Source organism: Limimaricola hongkongensis DSM 17492, from assembly GCF_000600975.2.
Taxonomy (GTDB): Bacteria; Pseudomonadota; Alphaproteobacteria; order Rhodobacterales; family Rhodobacteraceae; genus Limimaricola; species Limimaricola hongkongensis.
The window spans coordinates 235,038-256,672 of the sequence record NZ_KK088652.1 but is presented as its reverse complement, the minus strand read 5'-3'; the positions used below and the strand labels follow the sequence as shown (position 1 = coordinate 256,672).

Below are 21,635 nucleotides of genomic sequence, written 5' to 3'. Positions count from 1 at the left end.
ACATGACCGATTTTCTCAACGCGATCGTCGCGCTGTCGAACTTCGTGCTGATCCCCGGCGCCGCCTATGGCGCGCAGCTGGCGCTCGGCGCGCTCGGCGTGACGCTGATCTACGGCATCCTGCGCTTTTCCAACTTCGCCCATGGCGACACCATGGCCTTCGGCACGATGGCCACGATCCTCGTCACATGGGGGCTGCAATCCATCGGCATCAGCTTTGGCTTCCTGCCGACCGCGCTGATCGCCCTGCCGATCGGCATCGCCATCACCGGCCTGCTTCTGCTGGGCACCGACCGCGCGATCTACCGCTTCTACCGCAAGCAGAAGGCCGCGCCGGTGGTGCTGGTCATCGTGTCGATCGGCGTGATGTTCGTGATGAACGGGCTGGTGCGCTTCATCATCGGCGTGGGTGACGTGAACTTCGCCGATGGCGCGCGCTTCGTCATCAATGCCCGCGAGTTCAAGGAAATGACCGGCCTCGACGAGGGCCTCGCGCTGCGCTCGACCACGCTGATCACGCTGGTGACGGCGGCGATCGCGGTGGCGCTGCTGTTCTGGTTCCTCAACAAGACCCGCACCGGCAAGTCGATGCGCGCCTTTTCCGACAACGAGGATCTCGCGCTCCTGTCGGGCATCAATCCCGAGCGGGTCGTCGCCGTGACATGGCTGATCGTGGCGGCGCTCGCCACCACGGCGGGCGTGCTCTACGGTCTCGACAAGTCGTTCAAGGCCTTCACCTACTTCCAGCTGCTGCTGCCGATCTTCGCCGCCGCCATCGTCGGCGGCCTGGGCAACCCGCTGGGCGCCATCGCGGGCGGCTTCGTCATCGCCTTTTCCGAGGTGCTGATCACCTATGCGTGGAAGAAGGTGCTGGTCTACCTGATGCCCGAGAACCTCGAACCCTCGGGGCTCGTGCAGCTTCTCTCCACCGATTACAAATTCGCCGTGAGCTTCGCGATCCTGATCATCGTGCTGCTGTTCAAGCCCACCGGCCTCTTCAAGGGACAGTCCGTATGACCGCGCGTGGCTTTCTTCTCTATGCCGGGATGGCGCTGCTGATCGTCCTCACCGGCGTCTTCCAAGGCTGGAACCTGGCGCTGACCATCCTCAACATGGGGCTGATCTCGGCCATCATGAGCCTCGGCGTGAACCTGCAATGGGGCTTTGCGGGGCTGTTCAACGTCGGTGTCATGGGCTTCGTGGCGCTCGGTGGCCTGGCCGCCGTGCTCGTGGCGCAGCCACCGGTGGTGGAGGGCTGGAACGCCGGTGGTCTTCGGCTTCTGGGCGCGCTGGCGCTGGGCGCCGCGGTGCTGATCGCCGCCGTGCAGGTCTGGAAGCGCAAGATCGGCGGGCAGATGCGCGCGATGGTGATGCTGGCGCTGCTGATCGGCGGCTTCTTCCTGTTCCGCGCGGCGCTCGATCCGGCAGTGAACGCGATCGAGGCGATCAACCCGTCGCTTTCGGGCTATCTCGGCGGTCTCGGCCTGCCGGTGATCGTCGCGTGGCCGGTGGGCGGTCTTCTCGCCGCCGGTGCGGCATGGATCATCGGCAAGGCGGCGCTCGGCCTGCGCTCGGACTACCTCGCCATCGCGACGCTCGGCATCGCCGAGATCGTGATCGCGGTGCTGAAGAACGAGGACTGGCTGTCGCGCGGCGTCAAAAACGTGGTCGGCCTGCCCCGGCCCGTGCCCTACGAGGTCGACCTGCAGCGCGACGCGGGCTTCGTCGAGGCCGCGGCGGGTTACGGGCTCGATCCCGTCACCGCCTCGACGCTGTGGGTCAAGATCCTCTATTCGGGCCTCTTCGCCGTGGTGCTGATCGCGATCCTGTTCCTCGCGCAGCGAGCGCTGGCCTCGCCCTGGGGCCGGATGATGCGCGCGATCCGTGACAACGAGATCGCGGCGAGCGCCATGGGCAAGAACGTCACCGCGCGGCATCTTCAGGTGTTCATCCTCGGCTCCGCCGTCTGTGGCATCGCCGGCGCGATGATGACGACGCTCGACGGCCAGCTGACGCCGGGCTCCTACCAGCCGCTGCGCTTTACCTTCCTCGTCTGGGTCATGGTGATCGTCGGCGGGTCGGGCAACAATTACGGTGCCGTGCTTGGCGGTTTCCTGATCTGGTGGCTGTGGGTGATGGTCGAGCCGCTGGGGCTCTGGGCGATGGAGCTGATCACCTCGGGCATGGCCGCCGACAGCTGGCTGCGCGGGCATCTCACGGATTCGGCGGCGCAGATGCGGCTGATGACCATGGGGATCATCCTGCTGGCGGTGCTGCGCTTCAGCCCCAAGGGGCTGATGCCCGAACGCTGACGACCCCGCATCGACGCAAGACAGGAACGGCGCCCGGGAGACCGGGCGCCGTTTTTTTCATGTCATGAAAGACATGGTCCGGTTAGGTTCGAACCCGAAGGAGATCCGATGATGCTGACCGGCGAATGCCATTGCGGCGCGCTGCGCTGGAGCTTTGACGGCGTGCCCGGATCGGGCACGGTCTGCAATTGCTCGGTCTGCCGCCGCTATGGTGCGATCTGGGCCTATGGGCACGAGGGCGAGGAGATCCGCCTGAGCGGGCCGGCCCGCGCCTATCTGTGGGGCGACCGGGGCCTTGGCTTTCACTTCTGCCCGGATTGCGGCTGCGTGGGGTATTGGCGCGCCGTGGAGGCGTCGCCCGACGGGCGCAGGCGGGTCGCGGTCAATCTGCGGCTCGGGGCCCCGGAGGCCGTCGACACCGTTCCCCTGCGCCGGTTCGACGGGCGCGGCGCGTTCGAGGGGATGCCCCCCGACGGCCGCTGCCTCGCCGATCTGTGGCTCTGATCCTTCAGAGCATCGTGCGTTCGACCACCCAGTAGGCACCGATCAGCGCGATCGCCGCCGAGGCCGGGACCGCCACGACCTGGCGATACCAGTCGCGCTTCCACGCCAGGCCGACCACGATGAAGGCGATGGCGATCACCGTGAGCTGGCCCAACTCCACACCGATGTTGAAGCCGATCAGCGCCGGAACGAAGGAGCCGTCGGGCAGGCCGAATTCGCCCAGAACGCTGGCAAAGCCGAGCCCGTGCAGCAGGCCGAAGCCGAACACCACCAGCGGGCGCCAGAGGCCGAGACGCGGGAAGAAGATGTTCTCCAGCGCCACGAAGGCGATCGAGGCCGCGATCAGCGGCTCGACGATATAGGCGGGCACCGAGACATAGCCCAAGGCCGCAAGCGCCAGCGTCACCGTATGCGCCAGCGTGAAGGCCGAGACCTGCCACAAGAGCGGGCGCAGCCTTGCGGCGAGAAAGAACAGGCCGAGCACGAACAGGATATGATCGAGCCCCTTGGGTAGGATGTGGTCGAAGCCGACGGGGATGTAGGCCACGAAGCTTTCCCACGCGCTGGCCTGATCGCCGCCCGCAAGCCGGATCGGGTCCGACAGCGCACCACCCTCCAGATAGCCGTCATAGGGTTTCTCGACCCCCTGCTGGCGCAGCACCAGCGTGCCGAAACCCGTATCCCAGCCGACCTGCACCGTTTCGGCGCCATCGGGCAGCGATGCGTGAAAACGCAGCGTCGCGGGACGCGGCAGCGTGATGTCGCCCGGCGCGGGCACCTCGACCGCATCGAGCACGGGGGGGATGCGCGCGCCGTCGACAATAATCTCGATGCGTCCGGCCATGTCGGGCCAGAAGGCGCGGAACCGCGCCTCCATCTCTTGCGCGCCGAGCGCGCGCAGCGTGTCATAATTTCCGGCTTCGGGGGCGGCGTCGGTATCGGCCACAGCACCGAGATCGATCCCCGCGACATAGCCTTCGAGCGGCGCCTCGACGGTGAACTCGAGCCGGTCGCCCTGCCGCTCCATGTCGGCGATGGCGGGCAGCACCTCGTGCGCGACGGCGGATCCGGCCATCAGGGTGATGAGACTTGACAGCAGCGCGGCGAGGGTCACCCTCGCCCGCAATTTCAGGAGCCTTCGAATGCGTGTCATAATCGCCTGCCTCGCCTTGTTGTCCACGCCCGCCGTGGCGCATGAGTTCTGGATCGAACCAATCGACTGGCAGATCGACGCGAACGATATGATCCGGGCCGATCTTGTCAACGGCGACCGGTTCGATGGCATCCGCTATGCCTTTCTTCCGCAACGCTTCGAAAGCTTCACGCTGCACCTGGACGGCGCGTCCCAGCCGGTCGAAGGCCGGCTCGGCGCCCGGCCCGCGCTTCGGATGGCCGCGCCCTCCGAGGGGCTGTTGATCGCGGCCTATGTCTCGAAGCCAAGCCTCGTCACCTATGACGACCGGGCGGTGTTCGACCGCTTCGTCGCGCACAAGGGTCTCGGCGCGGTGGCGGCGGATCATGCCGCGCGCGGCCTGCCCGAGACCGGGTTCAAGGAGACGTTCACCCGCTATTCCAAGGCGCTGATCGGCGTGGGTGAGGCGCAAGGCGCGGATGCGCGGCTCGGGCTCGCCACCGAGATCGTGGCGCTCGACAACCCCTATGCCGGGGATCTGGCCGAGGGGCTCCGCGTGCAGCTCTTTTACGACGAGGCCCCGCGCGCCGACGCGCAGGTCGAGCTGTTCGCGCGCGGCCCCGACGGCGCGGTCGAGCTGACGCTGCACCGCACCGACGCCGAGGGCGTGGCGGTGCTGCCGGTCGAGACCGGGCATGATTATCTCGCCAATGCCGTGGTGTTGCGCGAACCTGCCGAGGTGCTGGCCACCGAGACCGGTGCCGTATGGGAAAGCCTCTGGGCGGCGCTGAGCTTCGCCGTTCCCGATTGACCGGGGCGCGGGGCTGCGGCAGACCCGGTTCATGACCGAGAAAACACCCGACATCCTGTGCATCGGCTCCGTCCTGTGGGACGTGATCGGCCGCACCGCCAGCCATATGCGCGTGGGCTCCGACGTGCCCGGCCGCATCCACCGCCTGCCCGGCGGCGTCGCCATGAACATCGCCATGACGCTGGTGCGTTTCGGCCTGCGCCCGGCGCTTCTGAGCGCGCTGGGCCGCGATGCCGAAGGCGACGAGCTGGCCGCCGAGGCCGAACGCATGGGCATGACGGTGGATCACCTCTACCGCTCCGAGGATCTGCCGACCGACATCTACATGGCGATCGAGGGCGCGAACGGCCTGATCGCCGCCGTCGCCGACGCGCATTCGCTCGAACAGGCGGGCGACAAGATCCTGCGCCCGATGGGCGACGGGCGGCTCGGCAGCGCCGAGGCGCCCTGGACCGGGCTGGTGGCGCTCGACGGCAACCTGACCACCGAGCTTCTGGCGCAGATCGCGGGTTCGGACCTTTTCGCGCATGCCGACCTGCGCGTGGCGCCTGCCAGCCCCGGCAAGGCCGAGCGGCTGCTGGCGCTGATGGGCCACCCCACCGCGACGCTCTATGTCAATCTCGAAGAGGCGGGGCTCTTGTGCCATGCCACGTTCGAGACATCCGAGGCCGCGGCGCGCGCTCTGGTGGCGCGTGGCGCGCATCGCGCGCTCGTCACCGATGGCGGCCGCGCCGCGACGGTGGCGACCGCCGACACGGTTTTCACCCAGACCCCGCCGGAGGTGCTCGTCACCCGCGTCACAGGCGCGGGCGACACCTTCATGGCCGCCCATATCGCGTCCGAGGCCGAAGGCATGGGGGCCGAAGCCGCCCTGTCCCGCGCCCTGGCCGCCGCTGCCACCTACGTATCCGGAGACAACCCGCTGTGATCGACATCCATTACTCCCCCGAGGTCGCCGACGCCCGCGCCGAAGGCCGCCCCCTCGTCGCGCTCGAAAGCACGATCATCACCCATGGCATGCCGTTCCCGCAGAACGTCGAGACGGCGCGCCGGGTCGAGGCCGAGATCCGCGACCATGGCGCGGTGCCCGCGACCATCGCGATCCTCGATGGCCGTCTGCATGTCGGCCTGACCGAAGACCAGCTCGACCGGCTCGGCCAGGCCAAGGACGTGGCCAAGCTGTCGCGCGCCGATTTCGCCGCCTGCCTCGCGCGCGGCGGCAATGGCGCGACCACGGTGGCGGCGACGATGATCGCGGCACGGCTCGCGGGCATCGAGGTGTTCGCCACGGGCGGCATCGGCGGCGTGCATCGCGGCGCCGAGGAGAGCTTCGACATCTCCGCCGACCTGCACGAATTGTCGAAGACCGCCGTGACGGTCGTGGCGGCGGGGGCCAAGGCGATCCTCGACCTGCCGAAAACCTTCGAGGTGCTGGAGACGCTCGGCGTGCCGGTGATCGCCTACGGGCAGGACATGCTGCCCGCCTTCTGGTCGGCGACCTCCGACATGCCCGCGCCGCTGCGCATGGACAGCGCCGCCGAAATCGCGAGCGCGATGCGGATGCGCGCCGCCATGGGGCTCGATGGCGGCCAGCTCGTCGCCAACCCGATCCCGGCCGAGGCCGAGATCCCGGCCGATGAGCTGCGCCCGGTGATCGAACAGGCGCTCGCGGAGGCCGAGACGCAGGGCATCGCCGCCAAATCGGTGACGCCCTTCCTTCTGGGCCGCATCTTCGAGCTGACCGGGGGCCGCTCGCTCGAAAGCAACATCGCGCTCGTGCTCAACAATGCGCGGCTTGGTGCGGCGATCGCCGTGGAACTGGGCAAACGGCGCGGTTGAGCAGCCGCCCGCGCCTGCCCCATTGCCGGGACGGGCGCGGGCGCATAGATAGGCCCAAGCCCTTGCCGTGCGCTTGAAGGACGAGCCGCCCGTGACACGCCACCCGATCCTGCCGCCGACCCAGAGCGAGCCGCCCCGGCGGCGGCGGCTGATCGGCATGCTGCGCAACAACTTCATCGCCGGTGTCGTGGTGATCGCGCCGATTGCGCTGACCGTCTGGCTGATCTGGGCCGTGGTCGGCTGGATCGACGGCTGGGTGCTGCCCTTCGTGCCCGACCGCTTCAACCCCGAGCAATATATCGGGATCAACCTGCGTGGCGTCGGGGTGATCTTCTTCATCCTGTTCACCTTTCTCGTCGGCGCGCTGGCCAAGGGCTTCGTCGGACGCAGCCTGCTGCGGATCGGCGAAAGCCTCGTGGCGCGGATGCCCGTGGTGCGCTCGGTCTATTCGGGGCTCAAGCAGATCGCCGAGACGGTGTTCGCGCAGACCGAAACCAGCTTCGACCAGGCCTGCCTGATAGAATACCCGCGCAAGGGGCTCTGGGCGCTGGCCTTCATTTCGACGCAGGCCAAGGGCGAGGTGGCGCGCAAGCTGCCGCCAGAAGGCGACATCGTCACCGTGTTCCTGCCGACCACGCCGAACCCGACATCGGGATTCCTGCTGTTCCTGCCGCGCACAGACGTGATCGTGCTCGACATGGCGGTCGAGGACGCGGCCAAGCTGGTGATTTCGGCCGGGCTCGTCACGCCGCCCGACCGCATGGCCAAGGCCACGCCCGAAGCGCCGTCGCTGCGGACCGGCACGGACGGCTGATCTAGGCGAACATCGCCCGCAGATCGACCGTGTCCCTTTGGCCGAGATCGGGTTTGTGCGCGGCGAGAAAGCGGTCCATGGCCGCCTCTCCGGCCGCGCGCAGCCGCGCGAGGATCACCGGGGCCGGGATCGTCTTGGTCGCGCTGTTGAGATCGTTCATCAGCGCGTCGTCGCTCACCATGTGGACCAGCACCCGTTTCATCGCGCCCGCCGGCAGCCGGTCCGTCGCGATCAGGCGGCGCACGAAATCGATGGCGCGCAATTCGCGCAGCAGCGAGGAATTGAAGCTGATCTCGTTGATCCGGTTCTGGATCGCGAGACTGTCATCCGGCACGTCGTCCCGGTAGAGCGGGTTGATGTTCACGATCAGAACATCGTCCGGCAAACTCTTGTCATATAAAGGGAAAAGTGCGGGATTCCCGGTGTATCCACCATCCCAGTAAGCCTCGCGCCGCCCGGTCGCCGGATCGTCGATCTCGACCGCGCGGAACAGGGTCGGCAAGCAGGCCGAGGCCAGCACCGCCTCGACCGACAGCTCCTCACCCGAGAAGACACGGATCTTGCCCGAGCGGACATTGGTGGCGCCCACGAAAAGCTGCGGGTCTTCGGCCCCGCGCAGCTCGTCGAAGCGGATCTCGGCGAGAATGCGCGACAACGGATTGCGCAGCATCGGCCCGTAGGCATAGGGCGACATGAGCCGGGCGGTGGCCTCCATGGCGCGGAAGGCCGGCGACCATTCGATGGCGCGCGCCAGCGCCGGCGCGGTCGGCGCCAGCGCCGAGATCCAGTCCGACCAGCGCGCATCCGTGACCGCCCCGATCCGGCCCCAGAACCAGGCAAGGTTCGCGCGGGCGCCCTCGCGCCCGCCGCGCACCAGCCCGGCCTTGAGCGCGACCGCGTTCATCGCCCCCGCCGAGGTGCCCGAGATGGCGGCGATCTCGATATCCTCTTCGCAGAGCAGCCGGTCCAGCGCGCCCCATGTGAAGGCACCATGCGCGCCCCCGCCCTGCAGCGCGAGGCTGAGCCGGATCACAGCGCGGTCCAGCCGCCATCGACGCTGATCGTGGTGCCGGTGATCTGCGCCGCGGCGTCCGAACACAAAAAGGCGCAGGTGCCGCCGAGCTGCTCGGTGGTGGCGAATTCCTTCGACGGCTGACGCTCCAGCATCACCTCGCGGATCACCGTCTCGCGGTCCATGCCGTGGGTTTTCATCTGGTCGGGGATCTGCGCCTCCACGAGCGGCGTCAGCACGTAGCCCGGACAGATCGCGTTGGCGGTGATCGGCTCGCGCGCGGTTTCGAGCGCGGTGACCTTGGTAAAGCCGACGATGCCGTGCTTGGCCGCGACATAGGCGCCCTTGTAGGGCGACGCGGTAAGCCCGTGGGCGCTGGCGATGTTGATCACCCGGCCCCAGCCATTGGCGCGCATCATCGGCAATGCGGCGGCGGTGGTGTGAAAAGCCGAAGTGAGGTTGATCGCGATGATCGCGTCCCACTTGGCGGCCGGAAACGCCTCGATCGGGGCAACGTGCTGGATGCCGGCATTGTTGATGAGGATGTCGCAGCGCCCGGCCGTCTCGATCAGCCCGCGCGCCGCCTCGCCATCCGACAGATCGGCGGCGATGTAGCGGGCGCTCACCCCATGGGTGTCGGCAATTTCCCGCGCAAGGGCATGATCCTCGGCGCGGTCGGTGAAGGAATTGAGCACCACGTCGGCCCCGGCGCGGGCCAGCTCGCGGACGATTCCCAACCCGATTCCGGAATTCGATCCCGTGACGATCGCGGTCTTGCCTCGCAGTTGCATGATCGGTGTCCTCCCTGTCGGCACATGATGGAGATTGTGCAGTCTCGGCCCCGAAAAGCGAGGGGTAATCGACGATAAACCCTTGATAAAAGCGCACTGCAAATGCATCGCTCGAACAGCTGGCGACTCGGGAGCCTGGGGTCGCCGCTCTGCTTTGGAGCGAATCGCACCAAGCCTCAGGACAAAAAAAACGCCCGCACGAGGCGGGCGCTGAGTTATGAGGCAGGTTTCATACAGGCAAGAAACCTATCGAGCAGTGAGTCCCTTATAAGCCTTTCACCGCCGTCCTCCAAGCTAAAAGTTTGATAAAGATCAGGGGGGGCTATACGGTCTTCTTCAACTATAAGTCTGGTCAGAAAACCGAACCGACAGGGGGCCTCCGTCGAGATGACATCGTCTATTTTCAGAACCTTGCGCAACGGCACACTTGCAATGTTGCTGAGCAGTGGCGCAGCTCTCGCCGAACCGAGCCACGGCATCTCCATGTACGGGGAACCGGCGCTGCCCGAAGGCTTTACCGCCCTTCCCTATGCCAATGCCGACGCGCCCACCGGCGGACGCATGGCCACCGCCGAGGTCGGCAGCTTCGACAGCCTGAATCCCTATATCCTGAAGGGGTCTGTGCCCTGGCAGCTGAGCTACCTGATCGGCGAAAGCCTGATGGGCCGCACGCTCGACGAACCCTTCACCCTGTATGGCCTGCTCGCGGAATCGGTCGAAACCGCGTCCGATCGCAGCTGGGTCGAGTTCACGCTGCACCCGGAGGCTGCATTCTCGGATGGCAGCCCGGTCACGGTCGAAGACGTGATCTGGTCGTTCGAGACGCTCGGCACCGAAGGGCATCCGCGCTACCACGGCTTCTGGTCCAAGGTGGACAGCATCGAGGAGACCGGCGCGCGCAAGGTCCGGCTGACCTTCAACACGCCCGACCGCGAACTGGCGCTGCTCGCCGGGATGCGGCCGATCCTCAAGAAGGCGCAATGGCAGGACAAGGCGTTCGCCGAAAGCGGGCTCGACACCATCCCGATCACCTCGGCGCCCTACGTGATCGAGGATTTCGAGGCGGGCCGTTACATCTCGCTCAAGCGCAACCCCGACTACTGGGGCGCCGACATCCCGTTCCGCCGCGGCACCAACGTGCTCGACGAGATCCGGCTTGAATTCTTCGGAGACGAGACGGCGGCCTTCGAGGCGTTCAAGACCGGGGAGACGAATTTCACCCGCGAATTCAACGTCGCGCGCTGGGAAAGCCAGTATGATTTCCCGCGCGCGCGCTCGGGCGAGGTCGTGCTGGAGGAACTGCAGCACGGGCGGCCCTCGGGCATGACCGGCTTCGTGATGAATTCACGCCGCGACGTGTTCGAGGATTGGCGCGTGCGCCAGGCGATGATCGAGGCGTTCAATTTCGAGTTCATCAACGAGGCGATGACCGGCAGCGCGCAGCCGCGCATCACCTCCTATTTCTCGAACTCGCCGCTCGGGATGGAGCACGGCCCCGCCGAGGGCCGGGTGAAGGAATTCCTGATGCGCTTCGAGGAGCATCTCCTGCCCGGCGCGCTGGAGGGCTACGCCCTGCCCGTCAGCGACGGCTCCGAGCGCAACCGCAAGGGCACGGCGGCAGCGCTGGCGCTGTTGTCGAGCGCGGGCTGGGTGATCCAGGACGGCGCGCTGACCAACGAGGCGACCGGCGAGCCCTTCAGCTTCGACATCCTGCTCGAAACCGGCGGCTCGGAAAACGCGTCGATCATCGACATGTATGTGCAGGCGCTCGAACGCATCGGCATCACCCCCAGCGTCACAACGGTCGACAGCGCCCAGTTCAAGGAACGCACCGACGCCTATGATTTCGACATGACGTATTTCCGTCGCGGTCTGTCGCTGTCGCCGGGCAACGAACAATACGCCTATTGGGGCGAAGAGGCCGCCGACACGCCGGGCGGGCGCAACGCCATGGGTGTGAAGAACCCGGCGGTGGACGGGCTGATCGACCTGCTGCTCACCTCCGAGAGCCAGGATGATTTCGTCGCCGCGACCAAGGCGCTCGACCGGGTTCTGACCACCGGGCGCTACGCGATCCCGATCTACCAGTGGAACATCAGCCGCATCGCCTATGACGCCGACCTGCACCACCCCGAGACCATCCCGGTCTTCGGCGACTGGCCGGGCTGGCAGCCCGATGTCTGGTGGCACGAAGAGACGGGCGCGACGGCGGAGAGCGATCAATGAAGCGGGTCGTGGTGATGGCCGCGGCGCTCGCCCTGATGGCCGCCTGCACGCCGGTGCGCATGGCCGGCAACGCCGCGGTCGGCACCGCGCAGCTCGGTCTCGGCGTGGTCGACATGGCGCTCTGAACGGCGCCCGCGTCCTGCGGCCCGGCGGGGCGGACCGGAACCCGGCCCGCCCCGTTGCCGTTGCCGCAACAAGACATCGGGCAGCATGAGGAGACCCGCGATGAAATGGAGCCACGTGGCCAAGCACTGGCACGCCTTCGTGCCGAACATCTTGACGGAATGGCCGGATCTCGATTCCGACGAGGTCGAGGCGACCGAGGGCGAGCTGGGCCCGTTCCTCGACCATCTGTGCGACGTGACCGGCATGAGCCGCGAGGACGCGCGCGACGAGGTGTCGGAATGGCTCGAAGGCACCGACCCTGCCGACGCGATGATGGACGAGACCCGCGACAACGAACGCATCATCGCCTCGGCCAAGTCGATGCATCCCGGCGAGGACGCCTATAGCGACGATTCCGAGTTCGGCGACGACGACAGCAAGGACGGGCGCAACGACAACTGATCTTCAGTCGAGCGACGTGACCCACAGGATGGTCGCGTCCTCGGGGCTGGTCGAGATCACGTTGTGACCCATGGCGGCATCGTAATAGGCGCTGTCGCCGCGCTTCATCTCGACCGGCTCGTAGAATTCCGTGAGCAGCCGGATCGTGCCGGTGAGCACGTAGAGGAACTCCTCGCCGTCATGGCGGACCCAGCCGTCGAACTCCTCGAAGGCGCGCGCCCGCACACGCGCGCGATACGGCAGCATTTTCTTCACCTTGAGCGCTTCGGCGAGCAATTCGTGCTCGTAGGTCGCGGTGATCTGCGCCTTGCCCTCGCCCGAGCGGGTGGTGACCATGCGGCCCATGACCTGGTCGCGGCGCGGCGGCGTGAACAACTGCGGCACGGAAATGCCCAGACCCTGCGCCAGCTTCTTGAGCGCGTCATAGGTCGGCGACATCTGCCCGTTTTCGATCTTGGACAGCGTGGAGCGCGCGAGACCGGCCTGCCGGGCCGCCTGTTCCAGCGTCCAGCCCTGCGCGCGGCGCAGGTCGCGCACCCGCGCGCCGAGATCGAGCGGCGGCGCGGTTTCGGAGGTGCCGTTCTCGCGGGCGATGCGGATCAGCGATCCGGGGCGGGGCGTGGTGGTGGACATGGTGCCGGGCATACACGCGGGCGCGGCAAGCTTGCAACAGCGGTTGCGCGGGTCTAGCTGCAGGGCGACACAGGAATGAGGCCGCGCCATGGTGAAACTCGATATTCTCTCGGACCCGATCTGCCCGTGGTGCTGGATCGGCAAGGCCGGTCTCGACGCCGCGCTGATGGAAGAGCCCGACCACCCCTTCACCATCGAATGGCACCCGTTCCAGCTCAACCCCGACATGCCGGCGGGCGGCATCGACCGGCGCGCCTATCTCGAAGCCAAGTTCGGCGGACGCGAGGGCGCGGCGCAGGCCTATGCGCCGGTGGTGGAGCGCGCCGAGGCCGCGGGGCTCGACCTCAATCTCGACCGGATCGCGACCACGCCCAACACGCTCGACGCGCATCGGCTCATCCATTGGGCCGGGATCGAGGGGCGGCAGACGGCAGCGGTGAACGCGCTGTTCAAGGCCTATTTCACCGAAGGCCGCGATATCGGCGATCATGACGTGCTCGCCGATATCGCCGACGGCATCGAGATGGACGCCTCCGTGGTGCGCCGCCTTCTCGAAAGCGATGCCGATCTCGACGACATCCGCGCCCGCGACGCGCATAGCCGCGACATGGGCGTGACCAGCGTGCCGACCTTCATCGTGGCGCAACGTCACGCGGTACCGGGCGCGCAGACCAAGGAGATGTGGCTCGAGGTGATTGCGGATATCCGCGCCCAGATCGCGAAGTCCTGACCCCCTCAGCCCTCGGTGGCGAGCGCGAAGACCGCGCGTTCGCCGCCATGCTCCATCTCGTGGAGGTTCTGCGCCGCCGCCGCGCGCCCCTGCGCCGCCGCCAGCGCCACCGCGTCGCCCCGGCCCGAGATCCACAGCGCCGGGCCGGGCCCGGCATCGGCCACGAGATGCACGGGCCGATCCGGCAGCATCATCGACAGGTTCCCGGCGGCCCACATGCTGTCGGTGACGATCGGCAGGCCGGGATGCGCCGCGTCGATGTCTCGTGCCAGCTGCGGGAAGCCCGCGCCGCGATAGCCCGGATCGACCCAGCCCGAGACCGGCAATAGCGCGAAGGCGAGCGCCCAGAGACCGGCCAGCCCGATCGCCATGCGCCGTCGCCCGACCGCCCCGAGCCGGTCGAGCGCCCAAAGCGCCGCCACCGGCCCCGCAAACAGCGCCACCGGCAGCAGCCAGCGATCCTTGACCTCGGTGGCGCCCCCGGCGACGAGACCGGCCGCCAGCAGCGCCGCGCCCGCCAGCATCACCGCGATCATCAGCCGCGACTGCGCATCGGGTCGCCAGCGGGCCCGGCCGCGCGTCGCCAGCGCGATCGCGATCACCACCAGCAGCACGAGGCCGCAAAATGCCAGCCATGCCGACGCAAGGCTGCCCAGACCTTCGAGCGCGCGCGTAAGCGGCGCCGTCTCCTCGATGCCCAGCTTGTGCAACGATCCCCCCGCCGTCGCCGGATTTTGCAGCACCCACCACAACGGCGCGGCCACGACCGCCAGCGCCGCCCCAAGGGCGCAGAGCGCGCCCGAAGGCGAGACCCGCGCGCGCCATTCGGGCCGGAGCAAAACAGCCACCGCGATCGCCACCGGCAACAGCGCCACGTTCCACTTGGACATCACGCCAAGCCCCGCCGCCACGCCGAAGGCCAGCCACAGGCCGGACCCGGCCCGCCCCGGCCCGCGCAGCAGCCGGTCCGCAAGCGCGAGGATCACAAGCGACATGGCAATGGCCAGCACCGAATGGGTCAGCGCGCGCTGCGCCTCCCACAGCACCTGCGGCAAGAGCCCGAGCGCCATCACGCAAAGACCGGCCTCGAAGGGCGGGCGCAGCCGCCGCAGCATCGCGTAAAGCGCCAGCCCGCCCATGGCGAGAAGCGCGTTCTTCAGAAGCGCGAGCGCGAGGATGCCGTCGCCCGCCAGCTGGAAGGCGGCCCATTGCAGCCAGAAATACAAGGGCGGCTGCGCGTTGTAGCCAAGCGCGAGATGGCGCGCATGGTAGAACGCCTCGGCCTCGTCCAGCTCCAATGACGGGCCTTGGGCAAAGCGCCACGCGACCTGCGCCGCGGCCCACAGAAGGATCGCCGCGATCCAGTGGCGGTCAGCTTTCATGGCCCGGCTCGCCCGCGCGCCGTTCGCTCCAGATGAAATAGATGTTGCGCGCATAGACCATCAGGCCGAAGGCCTGGCCGAGGATGAAAACCGGATCCTGACGATAGATCGCATAGGCCAGAAGCATCGCGCCGCCACCGGCGGAGAAATACCAGAAGGCTTCGGGCACGATGGACTTGCGGACCTTTTCGCTGGCGATCCACTGCACGAGAAACCGCGCGGAGAACATCGCCTGCGCGAGAAAACCGATCGTCAGCCAGACGACCTCGATCCAGCCATGTTCGGCAAACCAGTCGGACAACATGTTCACTGCGCCTCCTCGATCCGGGCGACGCGCGCGCGCAACACCAGCCAGCGCACCCCCATCAGGTCGGGCACGCCCTGCAGGCCGCGCTTCCAGTTGGTGTATTTCGACGCGCCGTGGCGGCGGGCCCGGTCGCCGATCGGCACATAGGCCGTCGTCGCGCCGTAAGCCCGGAACAGCGCCGGGAGATAGCGGTGCTGGCCGTGAAAGAACGGCAACGCGAGGTGACGGTCGCGTTCGAACACCTTGAGCCCGCAGCCGGTGTCGGGGCAGTCATCGTTCAGGATGCGCCGGCGCAGGCCGTTGGCCAGCCGCGAGGCGGTGCGCTTGGACCAGGTGTCGCGGCGCTTTTCGCGCACGCCGCCGACCAGCTGCGGGCCTTCGGGGTCATAGGCCGCGACCAGCGCCGGGATGTCGCCCGGCGGGTTCTGCCCGTCGCCGTCCAGCGTCGCGATCAGCGGATAGCGGGCGGCGGCGACGCCGTTGCGCACGCTGGCGCTTTGGCCCGAATTGCTGGCATGGCGCAGCACCCGCAGCCGCGGCGCGCCGAGCGCCAGAAGCCGCGCCACGCTGTCATCGGTCGAACAATCATCGACCACGATCACCTCGCCGAGCAGGTCGGCGGGCATCAGGTCGAGCGCCTCCTGCACCAGCGCCTCGATGTTTCCGGCCTCGTTATAGGCCGGAATTACAAGGCTTATCATGCGATTGCGGGCCGAACTTGATGTCGCTTCCGTCATTGCGCCTCGGCCTTCGCCTTTTTCTTCTTCGCCTTGACCTTGTCGGCGAGATCGCGGGCGATGCCAAAGGCGCCGCGGATCTTGTCGGCCTCCTTCGACCAGTCGCGCATCACGACGATCTTGTTGTCCTTCACCTTGGCCTGACCCTTCTGGTCCTGGATGAATTCGACCAGCCCCTCGGGCGAGACGAATTTGTCATTGTGGAAACGGATGGTCGCGCCCTTGGGCCCGCCATCGAGCTGGCTGATCCCGGCGCGCAGGCACATCGCCTTGATCCGCACCACGAGCATCAGCGTGTTGACCTCTCGGGGCAGCGGCCCGAAGCGGTCGATGAGTTCGGCGGCAAAGCCTTCGAGCTCGACCTTGGTGGTCAGCTCCGACAGGCGCCGGTAAAGCCCGAGCCGCACGTCGAGATCGGGGACATATTCCTCGGGGATCAGCACCGGCACGCCGAGATTGATCTGCGGCGCCCATTGCCCGTCTTCCTCGGCGAGACCCTCGGCCTGCCCCGAACGGATCTTGGCGATCTGATCCTCGAGCATCTGCTGGTACAGCTCGAAGCCGACCTCGCGCATCTGGCCCGACTGCTCCTCGCCCAGAAGGTTGCCCGCGCCGCGAATGTCGAGATCCTGGCTGGCGAGCGTGAAGCCCGCGCCGAGGCTGTCGATGCTGCCCAGCACGCGCAACCGCTTTTCCGCGCCGGGGGTGAGCGGCGCGCGCGGGCGCGTGGTCAGATACGCATAGGCGCGGGTCTTCGAGCGACCGACCCGGCCCCGGATCTGGTAGAGCTGCGCAAGACCGAACATGTCGGCGCGGTGCACGATCATGGTATTGGCGGTCGGAATGTCGAGCCCGGATTCCACGATGGTCGTCGCCAGAAGCACGTCATAGCGCCCGTCGTAAAAGGCGTTCATCCGGTCGTCGAGCTCGCCCGCCGCCATCTGGCCATGTGCCACGACATAGGAAATCTCGGGCACCTCGGTCTTCAGGAACTCCTCGATCTCCGGCAGGTCGGCCACGCGCGGCACCACGAAAAAGCTCTGCCCGCCGCGGAAGCGTTCGCGCAAGAGAGCCTCGCGCACGGTGACGGTGTCGAACTCGCTGACATAGGTGCGGATCGCGAGACGGTCGACGGGCGGCGTGCCGATGATCGACAGGTCGCGCACGCCGGTGAGCGACATCTGCAGCGTGCGCGGGATCGGCGTCGCGGTGAGCGTGAGCACATGCACGTCGGTGCGCAGCGCCTTGAGCCGTTCCTTGTGGCTGACGCCGAAATGCTGCTCCTCATCGACGATCAGGAGACCCAGATCGCGGAACTTCACCGATTTCGCCAAGAGCGCGTGTGTGCCGACGACGATGTCGACCTTGCCGTCTGCAAGACCCGCGCGGGTGTCGGAGGCCTCCTTGGCCGAAACAAAGCGCGACAGCGGGCGGACGTTGATCGGAAAACCCCTGAAGCGTTCTTCGAAGTTCTTGTAATGCTGGCGCGCCAGAAGCGTCGTCGGCGCGATCACCGCGACCTGCACGCCCGAAAGGGCCGCGACGAAGGCCGCGCGGATCGCCACCTCGGTCTTGCCGAAGCCGACATCGCCGCAGATCAGCCGGTCCATCGGGTGGCCGCTCTCAAGATCATTGAGCACGTCCTCGATCGCCTGAAGCTGGTCCTCGGTCTCGTCATAGGGGAAGCGGGCGAGAAACTGCTCCCAGATGCTATCCTGTGGCTCCAGCCGCGGCGCGGTGCGCAGCGCCCGTTCGGCGGCGATGCGGATCAGCCGGTCGGCGGCCTGGCGGATGCGCTCCTTGAGCTTGGCCTTCTTGGCCTGCCAGGCGCCGCCGCCAAGCTTGTCGAGCATGCCCTCTTCATGGCCAAACCGGCTCAGAAGCTCGACGTTCTCGACCGGCAGGTAGAGTTTCGCGTTCTCGGCATATTCGATCAGCAGGCATTCATGCGCCGCCCCGAGCGCCGTCACCACCTCGAGCCCGTGATAGCGCCCGACGCCGTGATCGACATGCACGACGAGATCGCCCGCGCTGAGCGATTGCGCCTCGGTCAGGAAGTTGTCGGCGCGGCGCTTCTTGCGGGCGCGGCGGATCAACCGCTCGCCCAGCACGTCCTGCTCGGAGATGACGGTGACGTCTTCGGTCTGAAAGCCGTGTTCGAGCGGCCAGACCGCGAGATGCAGCCCCCGCTTGTTCACGCCGTTCCAGTCGCGGACATGGATCGTCTCGGTCAGGCCCTCATCTTCGATCAACCCCGACAGGCGCTCGCGCGCGCCTTCGGAATAAGAGGCGATGACCACCGGGCCTGATTTCAGCCGCTCCTTCACGTGGCTTGCCAGCGCGGCAAAGAGGCTGACGCTTTCCTGCTGGCGCTCGGGCGAGAAGTTGCGCCCGATGCGGCCGCCCGCGTCGATCACGCCGGGGCCGGTGGCCTGCTGGATCGGCGCGAAGCGCAGCACCCGGCGGCCTTCGGTCGCCGCGATCCACGCATCGTCGTCGAGATAGAGAAGATCCGGCGCGGCGGGCTTGTAGACCGAATCCATCCGCCCCTTTTGCGCCATCGCGTGGCGGCGGGTCTCGTAGGCGTCCGTCACCAGTGTCCAGCGCGCGTCGCGCTGCGGCGCGATCTGGTCGTCGAGCGTCACCGGCGCGCCGGGCAGATAGTCGAACAGCGTCTCCAGATCGTCCTGGAAGAAGCCGAGCCAATGCTCCATCCCCGCCTGCTTGCGCCCCGCCGTGACCGCTTCGTAGAGCGGATCGTCGGTGCCGGCGGCGCCGAACTCGATGCGGTAGGATTGGCGAAAGCGGGTGATCGCCGGCTCGTCGAGGATCACCTCGGAAACGGGGGCGAGCTCGACGCGGTCGAGCTTTTCGATGGTGCGCTGGGTCGCGGCGTCGAAGCGGCGCGCCCCGTCGAGCACGTCGCCGAACATGTCGAGCCGCACCGGCCCGCCCTGACCGGGGGCAAAGATGTCGATGATGCCGCCACGGATCGCGTAATCGCCGGGCTCGGTGACGGTCGGGCTCTGGGTAAAGCCCATCCGCACCAGAAAGGCGCGCAGGCCGGCCTCGTCGATCCGGTCGCCGACCCGCGCCGAAAAGGCGGCGTCGCGCAGGGTCGCGCGGGCGGGCATGCGCTGCGTCGCGGCGTTGAGCGTGGTGAGCAGCACGAACCGCTTGGGCCCGCCCTGCAACAGCCCCGCCAGCACCGCCATGCGCGCGGCCGAAATCTCGGCGGCGGGCGAGACGCGATCGTAAGGCAGGCAGTCCCAGGCCGGGAAGGTCACGACCGGCATGTCGGGGGCGTAGAATTCAAGCGCGGCGCGCATCGCCGCCATCCGCTTGTCGTCACGCGCGACATGGATCACCGGGCCGGCGGCCTTTTCGGCCTCCTTGAGCACGAGTGTCGCGTCGAAGCCTTCGGGCGCACCCGAGACCGTGATCCTGCTGCCGTTCGTCTTTGCCATTGCGCTGACCTACCTTTCGGGCGGGCACTGTCAAGCGCCCCGAAGGATCAGAACCCCGGCGCGACCGAAAGGTTCTGGTACATCCCGTACATCGCGGTCACGAAGATCGACGCCATGCCGATCACCTGCACCCAGAACCGGTGCCGCCCGAGCCTGCGGCACAGCGCTTCGGGCGCGGGCTGTTCGGCGGCGATGCGGCGCGCGGTGGCAAGGCTCATCAAGGTCACGATGGCCAGTGGCAGCGCGATCAGCACCACGGCCTGCGCGAATTCGACATCGTACCAGAAAGCCAGCAAAAGCAGCGATGACAGCACGAAGGCGCCCAAGCCGATCAGCCAGCTCCCCGAGACATGCGCGACATGCAGCATCCGGTTGACGTTGATGCGCACCATGTCGACGAGATCGCGCTCGGACTGTCCGCCGAAGCGGCGCGCGCGCACGACCATGTCGAAGGGCACGCCGATCACCCGGTGGCTCGCCCCCGACCAGATGAGCGCCAGCATGATCCAGAACCACAGGTTGGAGAAGGACCGCATGTCGATCACTTCGAAGAGAGTCTGGGTCAGGTCCACGTGCGCGGTCATCCAGGGTCGTTCGTCAGCCGCGAGCCTAGCCCTGCGCCGCGGTCTTGCCCAGACTTGTGGGCCGCGACAAACCGTGCCACCCCCGGATTGTGATATGAAAACCCCGCCCCGGAGACCGATCATGCCGCAGCCCTTCGCCGCCCCCTACCCGCTGTCGCGTCCGCGCCGCCTGCGCCGCAGCGCCGCCCTGCGCGCCATGACCCGCGAAACCGCGATGACGCCGGACAACCTGATCTGGCCGATCTTCCTGCAGGCGGGCCGCGACGAGGAAAGCGCCATCGCCTCGATGCCCGGGGTCAACCGGCTGACGGTCGACCGCGCCGTCGGCGCCGCGCGCGCGGCGCATTCCCTCGGCATCCCGGCGATGTGCCTGTTTCCCTATACCGGCCCCGAAAGCCGCACCGAGGATTGCGCCGAGGCGTGGTCGGACGACAATCTCACCAACACCGCGATCCGCGCGATCAAGGACGCGGTGCCAGAGATGGCGCTGATGACCGATATCGCGCTCGATCCCTACAACGCCAACGGCCATGACGGCTTCGTCGTGGATGGCGAGATCGTGAACGATCCGACCGTCGAGGCGCTGGTGAAGATGGCGCTGGCGCAGGCGCGGGCGGGCGCGGATATCCTCGGGCCGTCGGACATGATGGACGGGCGGATCGGCGCGATCCGCGCCGCGCTGGAGGCCGAAGGCCACGGCCATGTCGCGATCCTGAGCTATGCGGCGAAATTCGCGAGCGCCTTCTATGGTCCGTTCCGCGACGCGGTGGGCGCGTCGGGCGCGCTCAAGGGCGACAAGAAGACCTACCAGATCGACCCCGCCAATGCCGAGGAGGCGCTGCGCATGGTGGGCCGCGACCTCGCCGAGGGCGCCGACATGGTGATGGTCAAGCCGGGGCTGAGCTATCTCGACATCTGCCACCGGGTGAAGACGACCTACGCCGTGCCGACCTTCGCCTACCAGGTGTCGGGCGAATACGCGATGATCGAGGGTGCTGCGCGGCAAGGCTGGGTCGATGGCGACCGGGTGATGATGGAAAGCCTACTGGCGTTCCGCCGGGCCGGTTGCGACGGGGTTCTGAGCTATTTCGCGCCGCGCGCCGCGCAGATCATGGCCGGTTGAGGCGCCAAGGCGGCATGGGCGGATGACAGCCCGTCCTGGCTGGCCTATGCTCCGCCCCGACCGCCCGGACACAAGGGCGGCACGACATCGCATGAGGGGCAGCGACATGGACAAGACGACACGGCGCGGGCTGATGCTCGGCCTCGGCGCCACCGGCCTTCTGGCCGCCTGCGGCAACGGCGTGGGCAGCGATGGCGGATCGCGCATCGACGCAAGGGTGCAAAGCACGCTCGACCATATGTATGATCGTTACCCGGGCACGCGCGACCTGGCGTCGCGCTCCAAGGGGATGCTGGTGATGCCGCTGGTCACCGAGGTGGGCCTGGGCTTTGGCGGCGCATATGGGCGCGGCGCGCTGATGGTCGGGCAGAGCGTGGTCGATTACTATTCCGCCGCCTCGGCCAGCGCCGGGCTGCAGATCGGCGCGCAGCAGTTCAGCCACGTGCTGTTCTTCATGACCGAACAGGCGCTGTCGGATTTCCGCCGGGCGCCGGGCTGGGCCGCGGGCGCCGACGTCGAATACGCGATCAACGACCGCGGCGAGATGCTGCGCGCCGAAACCACCACGTCGCTGTCGCCGGTGATCGCGGTGGTCTTCGCGCAGACCGGCCTGCGCGTCGGCGCCACGCTCGAAGGCACGAAATACAGCCGGATCATTCCCTGAT

22 protein-coding genes are annotated in these 21,635 nt (G+C 67.6%); 13 read left to right on the top strand and 9 right to left on the bottom strand.

The window, feature by feature from the left end; translation table 11 throughout:
- Positions 1 to 2: 2 nt before the first annotated feature.
- From LOKHON_RS09530 to LOKHON_RS09520, 3 genes are all read left to right on the top strand, one after another.
- Positions 3 to 1,016 (top strand): branched-chain amino acid ABC transporter permease, encoded by a 1,014-nt coding sequence (locus LOKHON_RS09530; RefSeq protein ID WP_017928570.1) that lies wholly within the window; start codon positions 3 to 5, stop codon positions 1,014 to 1,016.
- A complete protein-coding gene (locus LOKHON_RS09525) occupies positions 1,013 to 2,311 on the top strand; it encodes a branched-chain amino acid ABC transporter permease (protein WP_017928571.1) in 1,299 nt (432 codons plus the stop codon). Before LOKHON_RS09530 ends, LOKHON_RS09525 begins: the two co-directional genes overlap by 4 nt.
- A 108-nt stretch (positions 2,312 to 2,419) precedes the next feature.
- Entirely contained in the window at positions 2,420 to 2,815 is a 396-nt protein-coding gene (locus LOKHON_RS09520) for a GFA family protein (RefSeq protein WP_017928572.1), read from the top strand.
- 4 nt (positions 2,816 to 2,819) lie between these two features.
- Here LOKHON_RS09520 and LOKHON_RS09515 read toward each other — a convergent pair whose 3' ends face one another.
- Positions 2,820 to 3,929: a HupE/UreJ family protein gene (locus LOKHON_RS09515; protein ID WP_017928573.1), complete on the bottom strand. Its 1,110-nt coding sequence runs from the start codon at positions 3,927 to 3,929 to the stop codon at positions 2,820 to 2,822.
- A 28-nt stretch (positions 3,930 to 3,957) separates the two neighbouring features.
- Here LOKHON_RS09515 and LOKHON_RS09510 point away from each other — a divergent pair, with 28 nt between their 5' ends.
- From LOKHON_RS09510 to LOKHON_RS09495, 4 genes are all read left to right on the top strand, one after another.
- Positions 3,958 to 4,758 carry a DUF4198 domain-containing protein gene (locus LOKHON_RS09510; protein ID WP_017928574.1) on the top strand — a complete coding sequence of 267 codons (801 nt, stop codon included), beginning with the start codon at positions 3,958 to 3,960 and terminating at the stop codon, positions 4,756 to 4,758.
- Between the two features lie 31 nt (positions 4,759 to 4,789).
- On the top strand, positions 4,790 to 5,686 hold the full coding sequence (locus LOKHON_RS09505; RefSeq protein ID WP_017928575.1) for a PfkB family carbohydrate kinase: 897 nt from the start codon (positions 4,790 to 4,792) through the stop codon (positions 5,684 to 5,686).
- Positions 5,683 to 6,597 carry a pseudouridine-5'-phosphate glycosidase gene (locus tag LOKHON_RS09500; protein WP_017928576.1) on the top strand — a complete coding sequence of 305 codons (915 nt, stop codon included), beginning with the start codon at positions 5,683 to 5,685 and terminating at the stop codon, positions 6,595 to 6,597. Before LOKHON_RS09505 ends, LOKHON_RS09500 begins: the two co-directional genes overlap by 4 nt.
- A gap of 106 nt (positions 6,598 to 6,703) precedes the next feature.
- A complete protein-coding gene (locus tag LOKHON_RS09495; RefSeq protein ID WP_425412391.1) occupies positions 6,704 to 7,411 on the top strand; it encodes a DUF502 domain-containing protein in 708 nt (235 codons plus the stop codon).
- Position 7,412: 1 nt separating this feature from the next.
- On the opposite strand, the gene LOKHON_RS09490 is transcribed toward LOKHON_RS09495, so the two are convergent.
- Together LOKHON_RS09490 and LOKHON_RS09485 are read right to left on the bottom strand one after the other, a co-directional pair.
- Positions 7,413 to 8,444 carry a patatin-like phospholipase family protein gene (locus LOKHON_RS09490; RefSeq protein ID WP_017928578.1) on the bottom strand — a complete coding sequence of 344 codons (1,032 nt, stop codon included), beginning with the start codon at positions 8,442 to 8,444 and terminating at the stop codon, positions 7,413 to 7,415.
- Positions 8,441 to 9,214: a 3-hydroxybutyrate dehydrogenase gene (locus LOKHON_RS09485; RefSeq protein ID WP_017928579.1), complete on the bottom strand. Its 774-nt coding sequence runs from the start codon at positions 9,212 to 9,214 to the stop codon at positions 8,441 to 8,443. The genes LOKHON_RS09490 and LOKHON_RS09485 overlap by 4 nt, the downstream gene beginning before the upstream one ends.
- A 432-nt stretch (positions 9,215 to 9,646) precedes the next feature.
- On the opposite strand from LOKHON_RS09485, the gene LOKHON_RS09480 reads away from it, so the two are divergent.
- The 3 genes from LOKHON_RS09480 to LOKHON_RS09475 all read left to right on the top strand — a co-directional run bounded on the left by LOKHON_RS09480 (position 9,647) and on the right by LOKHON_RS09475 (position 12,007).
- Positions 9,647 to 11,440, top strand: coding sequence for an extracellular solute-binding protein (locus LOKHON_RS09480; RefSeq protein ID WP_245631451.1), 1,794 nt, complete (start codon positions 9,647 to 9,649; stop codon positions 11,438 to 11,440).
- Positions 11,437 to 11,565, top strand: coding sequence for a hypothetical protein (locus LOKHON_RS16575; RefSeq protein ID WP_017928581.1), 129 nt, complete (start codon positions 11,437 to 11,439; stop codon positions 11,563 to 11,565). Before LOKHON_RS09480 ends, LOKHON_RS16575 begins: the two co-directional genes overlap by 4 nt.
- A 100-nt stretch (positions 11,566 to 11,665) precedes the next feature.
- Positions 11,666 to 12,007, top strand: coding sequence for a hypothetical protein (locus tag LOKHON_RS09475; protein WP_017928582.1), 342 nt, complete (start codon positions 11,666 to 11,668; stop codon positions 12,005 to 12,007).
- Positions 12,008 to 12,010: 3 nt separating this feature from the next.
- On the opposite strand, the gene LOKHON_RS09470 is transcribed toward LOKHON_RS09475, so the two are convergent.
- Positions 12,011 to 12,640: a helix-turn-helix domain-containing protein gene (locus tag LOKHON_RS09470; protein ID WP_026147487.1), complete on the bottom strand. Its 630-nt coding sequence runs from the start codon at positions 12,638 to 12,640 to the stop codon at positions 12,011 to 12,013.
- Positions 12,641 to 12,728: 88 nt separating this feature from the next.
- On the opposite strand from LOKHON_RS09470, the gene LOKHON_RS09465 reads away from it, so the two are divergent.
- The gene (locus LOKHON_RS09465; protein ID WP_017928584.1) at positions 12,729 to 13,370 is read left to right on the top strand and encodes a DsbA family oxidoreductase; all 642 of its coding nucleotides are present in this window, start codon (positions 12,729 to 12,731) and stop codon (positions 13,368 to 13,370) included.
- A gap of 5 nt (positions 13,371 to 13,375) precedes the next feature.
- On the opposite strand, the gene LOKHON_RS09460 is transcribed toward LOKHON_RS09465, so the two are convergent.
- From LOKHON_RS09460 to LOKHON_RS09440, 5 genes are read right to left on the bottom strand one after another with little or no spacing between them, the layout of a single operon-like run.
- A complete protein-coding gene (locus LOKHON_RS09460) occupies positions 13,376 to 14,752 on the bottom strand; it encodes an ArnT family glycosyltransferase (RefSeq protein ID WP_051585591.1) in 1,377 nt (458 codons plus the stop codon).
- Positions 14,742 to 15,056 (bottom strand): lipid-A-disaccharide synthase N-terminal domain-containing protein, encoded by a 315-nt coding sequence (locus LOKHON_RS09455; RefSeq protein ID WP_033315542.1) that lies wholly within the window; start codon positions 15,054 to 15,056, stop codon positions 14,742 to 14,744. The genes LOKHON_RS09460 and LOKHON_RS09455 overlap by 11 nt, the downstream gene beginning before the upstream one ends.
- A gap of 2 nt (positions 15,057 to 15,058) precedes the next feature.
- Positions 15,059 to 15,760, bottom strand: coding sequence for a glycosyltransferase family 2 protein (locus LOKHON_RS09450; RefSeq protein WP_017928587.1), 702 nt, complete (start codon positions 15,758 to 15,760; stop codon positions 15,059 to 15,061).
- A 32-nt stretch (positions 15,761 to 15,792) separates the two neighbouring features.
- Positions 15,793 to 19,263 (bottom strand): transcription-repair coupling factor, encoded by a 3,471-nt coding sequence (gene mfd, locus LOKHON_RS09445; RefSeq protein ID WP_017928588.1) that lies wholly within the window; start codon positions 19,261 to 19,263, stop codon positions 15,793 to 15,795.
- 47 nt (positions 19,264 to 19,310) lie between these two features.
- On the bottom strand, positions 19,311 to 19,847 hold the full coding sequence (locus tag LOKHON_RS09440) for a hypothetical protein (RefSeq protein ID WP_017928589.1): 537 nt from the start codon (positions 19,845 to 19,847) through the stop codon (positions 19,311 to 19,313).
- Between the two features lie 121 nt (positions 19,848 to 19,968).
- Between LOKHON_RS09440 and hemB the strand changes: the two genes are divergently transcribed.
- Positions 19,969 to 20,970, top strand: a complete 1,002-nt coding sequence (hemB, locus tag LOKHON_RS09435; RefSeq protein WP_017928590.1) for a porphobilinogen synthase — start codon at positions 19,969 to 19,971, stop codon at positions 20,968 to 20,970.
- Positions 20,971 to 21,076: 106 nt separating this feature from the next.
- Positions 21,077 to 21,634 (top strand): lipid-binding SYLF domain-containing protein, encoded by a 558-nt coding sequence (locus LOKHON_RS09430; protein WP_017928591.1) that lies wholly within the window; start codon positions 21,077 to 21,079, stop codon positions 21,632 to 21,634.
- Position 21,635 lies beyond the last annotated feature (1 nt).

Bases quoted from the DNA above. Each gene is read 5' to 3' on its own strand.
- LOKHON_RS09505 (WP_017928575.1), top strand. From the start codon at position 4,790: ATGACCGAGAAAACACCCGACATCCTGTGCATCGGCTCCGTCCTGTGG.
- LOKHON_RS09475 (WP_017928582.1), top strand. From the start codon at position 11,666: ATGAAATGGAGCCACGTGGCCAAGCACTGGCACGCCTTCGTGCCGAAC.
- LOKHON_RS16575 (WP_017928581.1), top strand. From the start codon at position 11,437: ATGAAGCGGGTCGTGGTGATGGCCGCGGCGCTCGCCCTGATGGCCGCC.
- LOKHON_RS09485 (WP_017928579.1), bottom strand. From the start codon at position 9,214: ATGCAACTGCGAGGCAAGACCGCGATCGTCACGGGATCGAATTCCGGA.
- LOKHON_RS09470 (WP_026147487.1), bottom strand. From the start codon at position 12,640: ATGTCCACCACCACGCCCCGCCCCGGATCGCTGATCCGCATCGCCCGC.
- LOKHON_RS09520 (WP_017928572.1), top strand. From the start codon at position 2,420: ATGATGCTGACCGGCGAATGCCATTGCGGCGCGCTGCGCTGGAGCTTT.
- LOKHON_RS09440 (WP_017928589.1), bottom strand. From the start codon at position 19,847: ATGACCGCGCACGTGGACCTGACCCAGACTCTCTTCGAAGTGATCGAC.
- LOKHON_RS09525 (WP_017928571.1), top strand. From the start codon at position 1,013: ATGACCGCGCGTGGCTTTCTTCTCTATGCCGGGATGGCGCTGCTGATC.
- LOKHON_RS09455 (WP_033315542.1), bottom strand. From the start codon at position 15,056: ATGTTGTCCGACTGGTTTGCCGAACATGGCTGGATCGAGGTCGTCTGG.
- LOKHON_RS09430 (WP_017928591.1), top strand. From the start codon at position 21,077: ATGGACAAGACGACACGGCGCGGGCTGATGCTCGGCCTCGGCGCCACC.
- mfd (WP_017928588.1), bottom strand. From the start codon at position 19,263: ATGGCAAAGACGAACGGCAGCAGGATCACGGTCTCGGGTGCGCCCGAA.
- LOKHON_RS09460 (WP_051585591.1), bottom strand. From the start codon at position 14,752: ATGAAAGCTGACCGCCACTGGATCGCGGCGATCCTTCTGTGGGCCGCG.
- LOKHON_RS09450 (WP_017928587.1), bottom strand. From the start codon at position 15,760: ATGATAAGCCTTGTAATTCCGGCCTATAACGAGGCCGGAAACATCGAG.
- LOKHON_RS09465 (WP_017928584.1), top strand. From the start codon at position 12,729: ATGGTGAAACTCGATATTCTCTCGGACCCGATCTGCCCGTGGTGCTGG.
- LOKHON_RS09480 (WP_245631451.1), top strand. From the start codon at position 9,647: ATGTTGCTGAGCAGTGGCGCAGCTCTCGCCGAACCGAGCCACGGCATC.
- LOKHON_RS09510 (WP_017928574.1), top strand. From the start codon at position 3,958: ATGCGTGTCATAATCGCCTGCCTCGCCTTGTTGTCCACGCCCGCCGTG.
- LOKHON_RS09530 (WP_017928570.1), top strand. From the start codon at position 3: ATGACCGATTTTCTCAACGCGATCGTCGCGCTGTCGAACTTCGTGCTG.
- hemB (WP_017928590.1), top strand. From the start codon at position 19,969: ATGCCGCAGCCCTTCGCCGCCCCCTACCCGCTGTCGCGTCCGCGCCGC.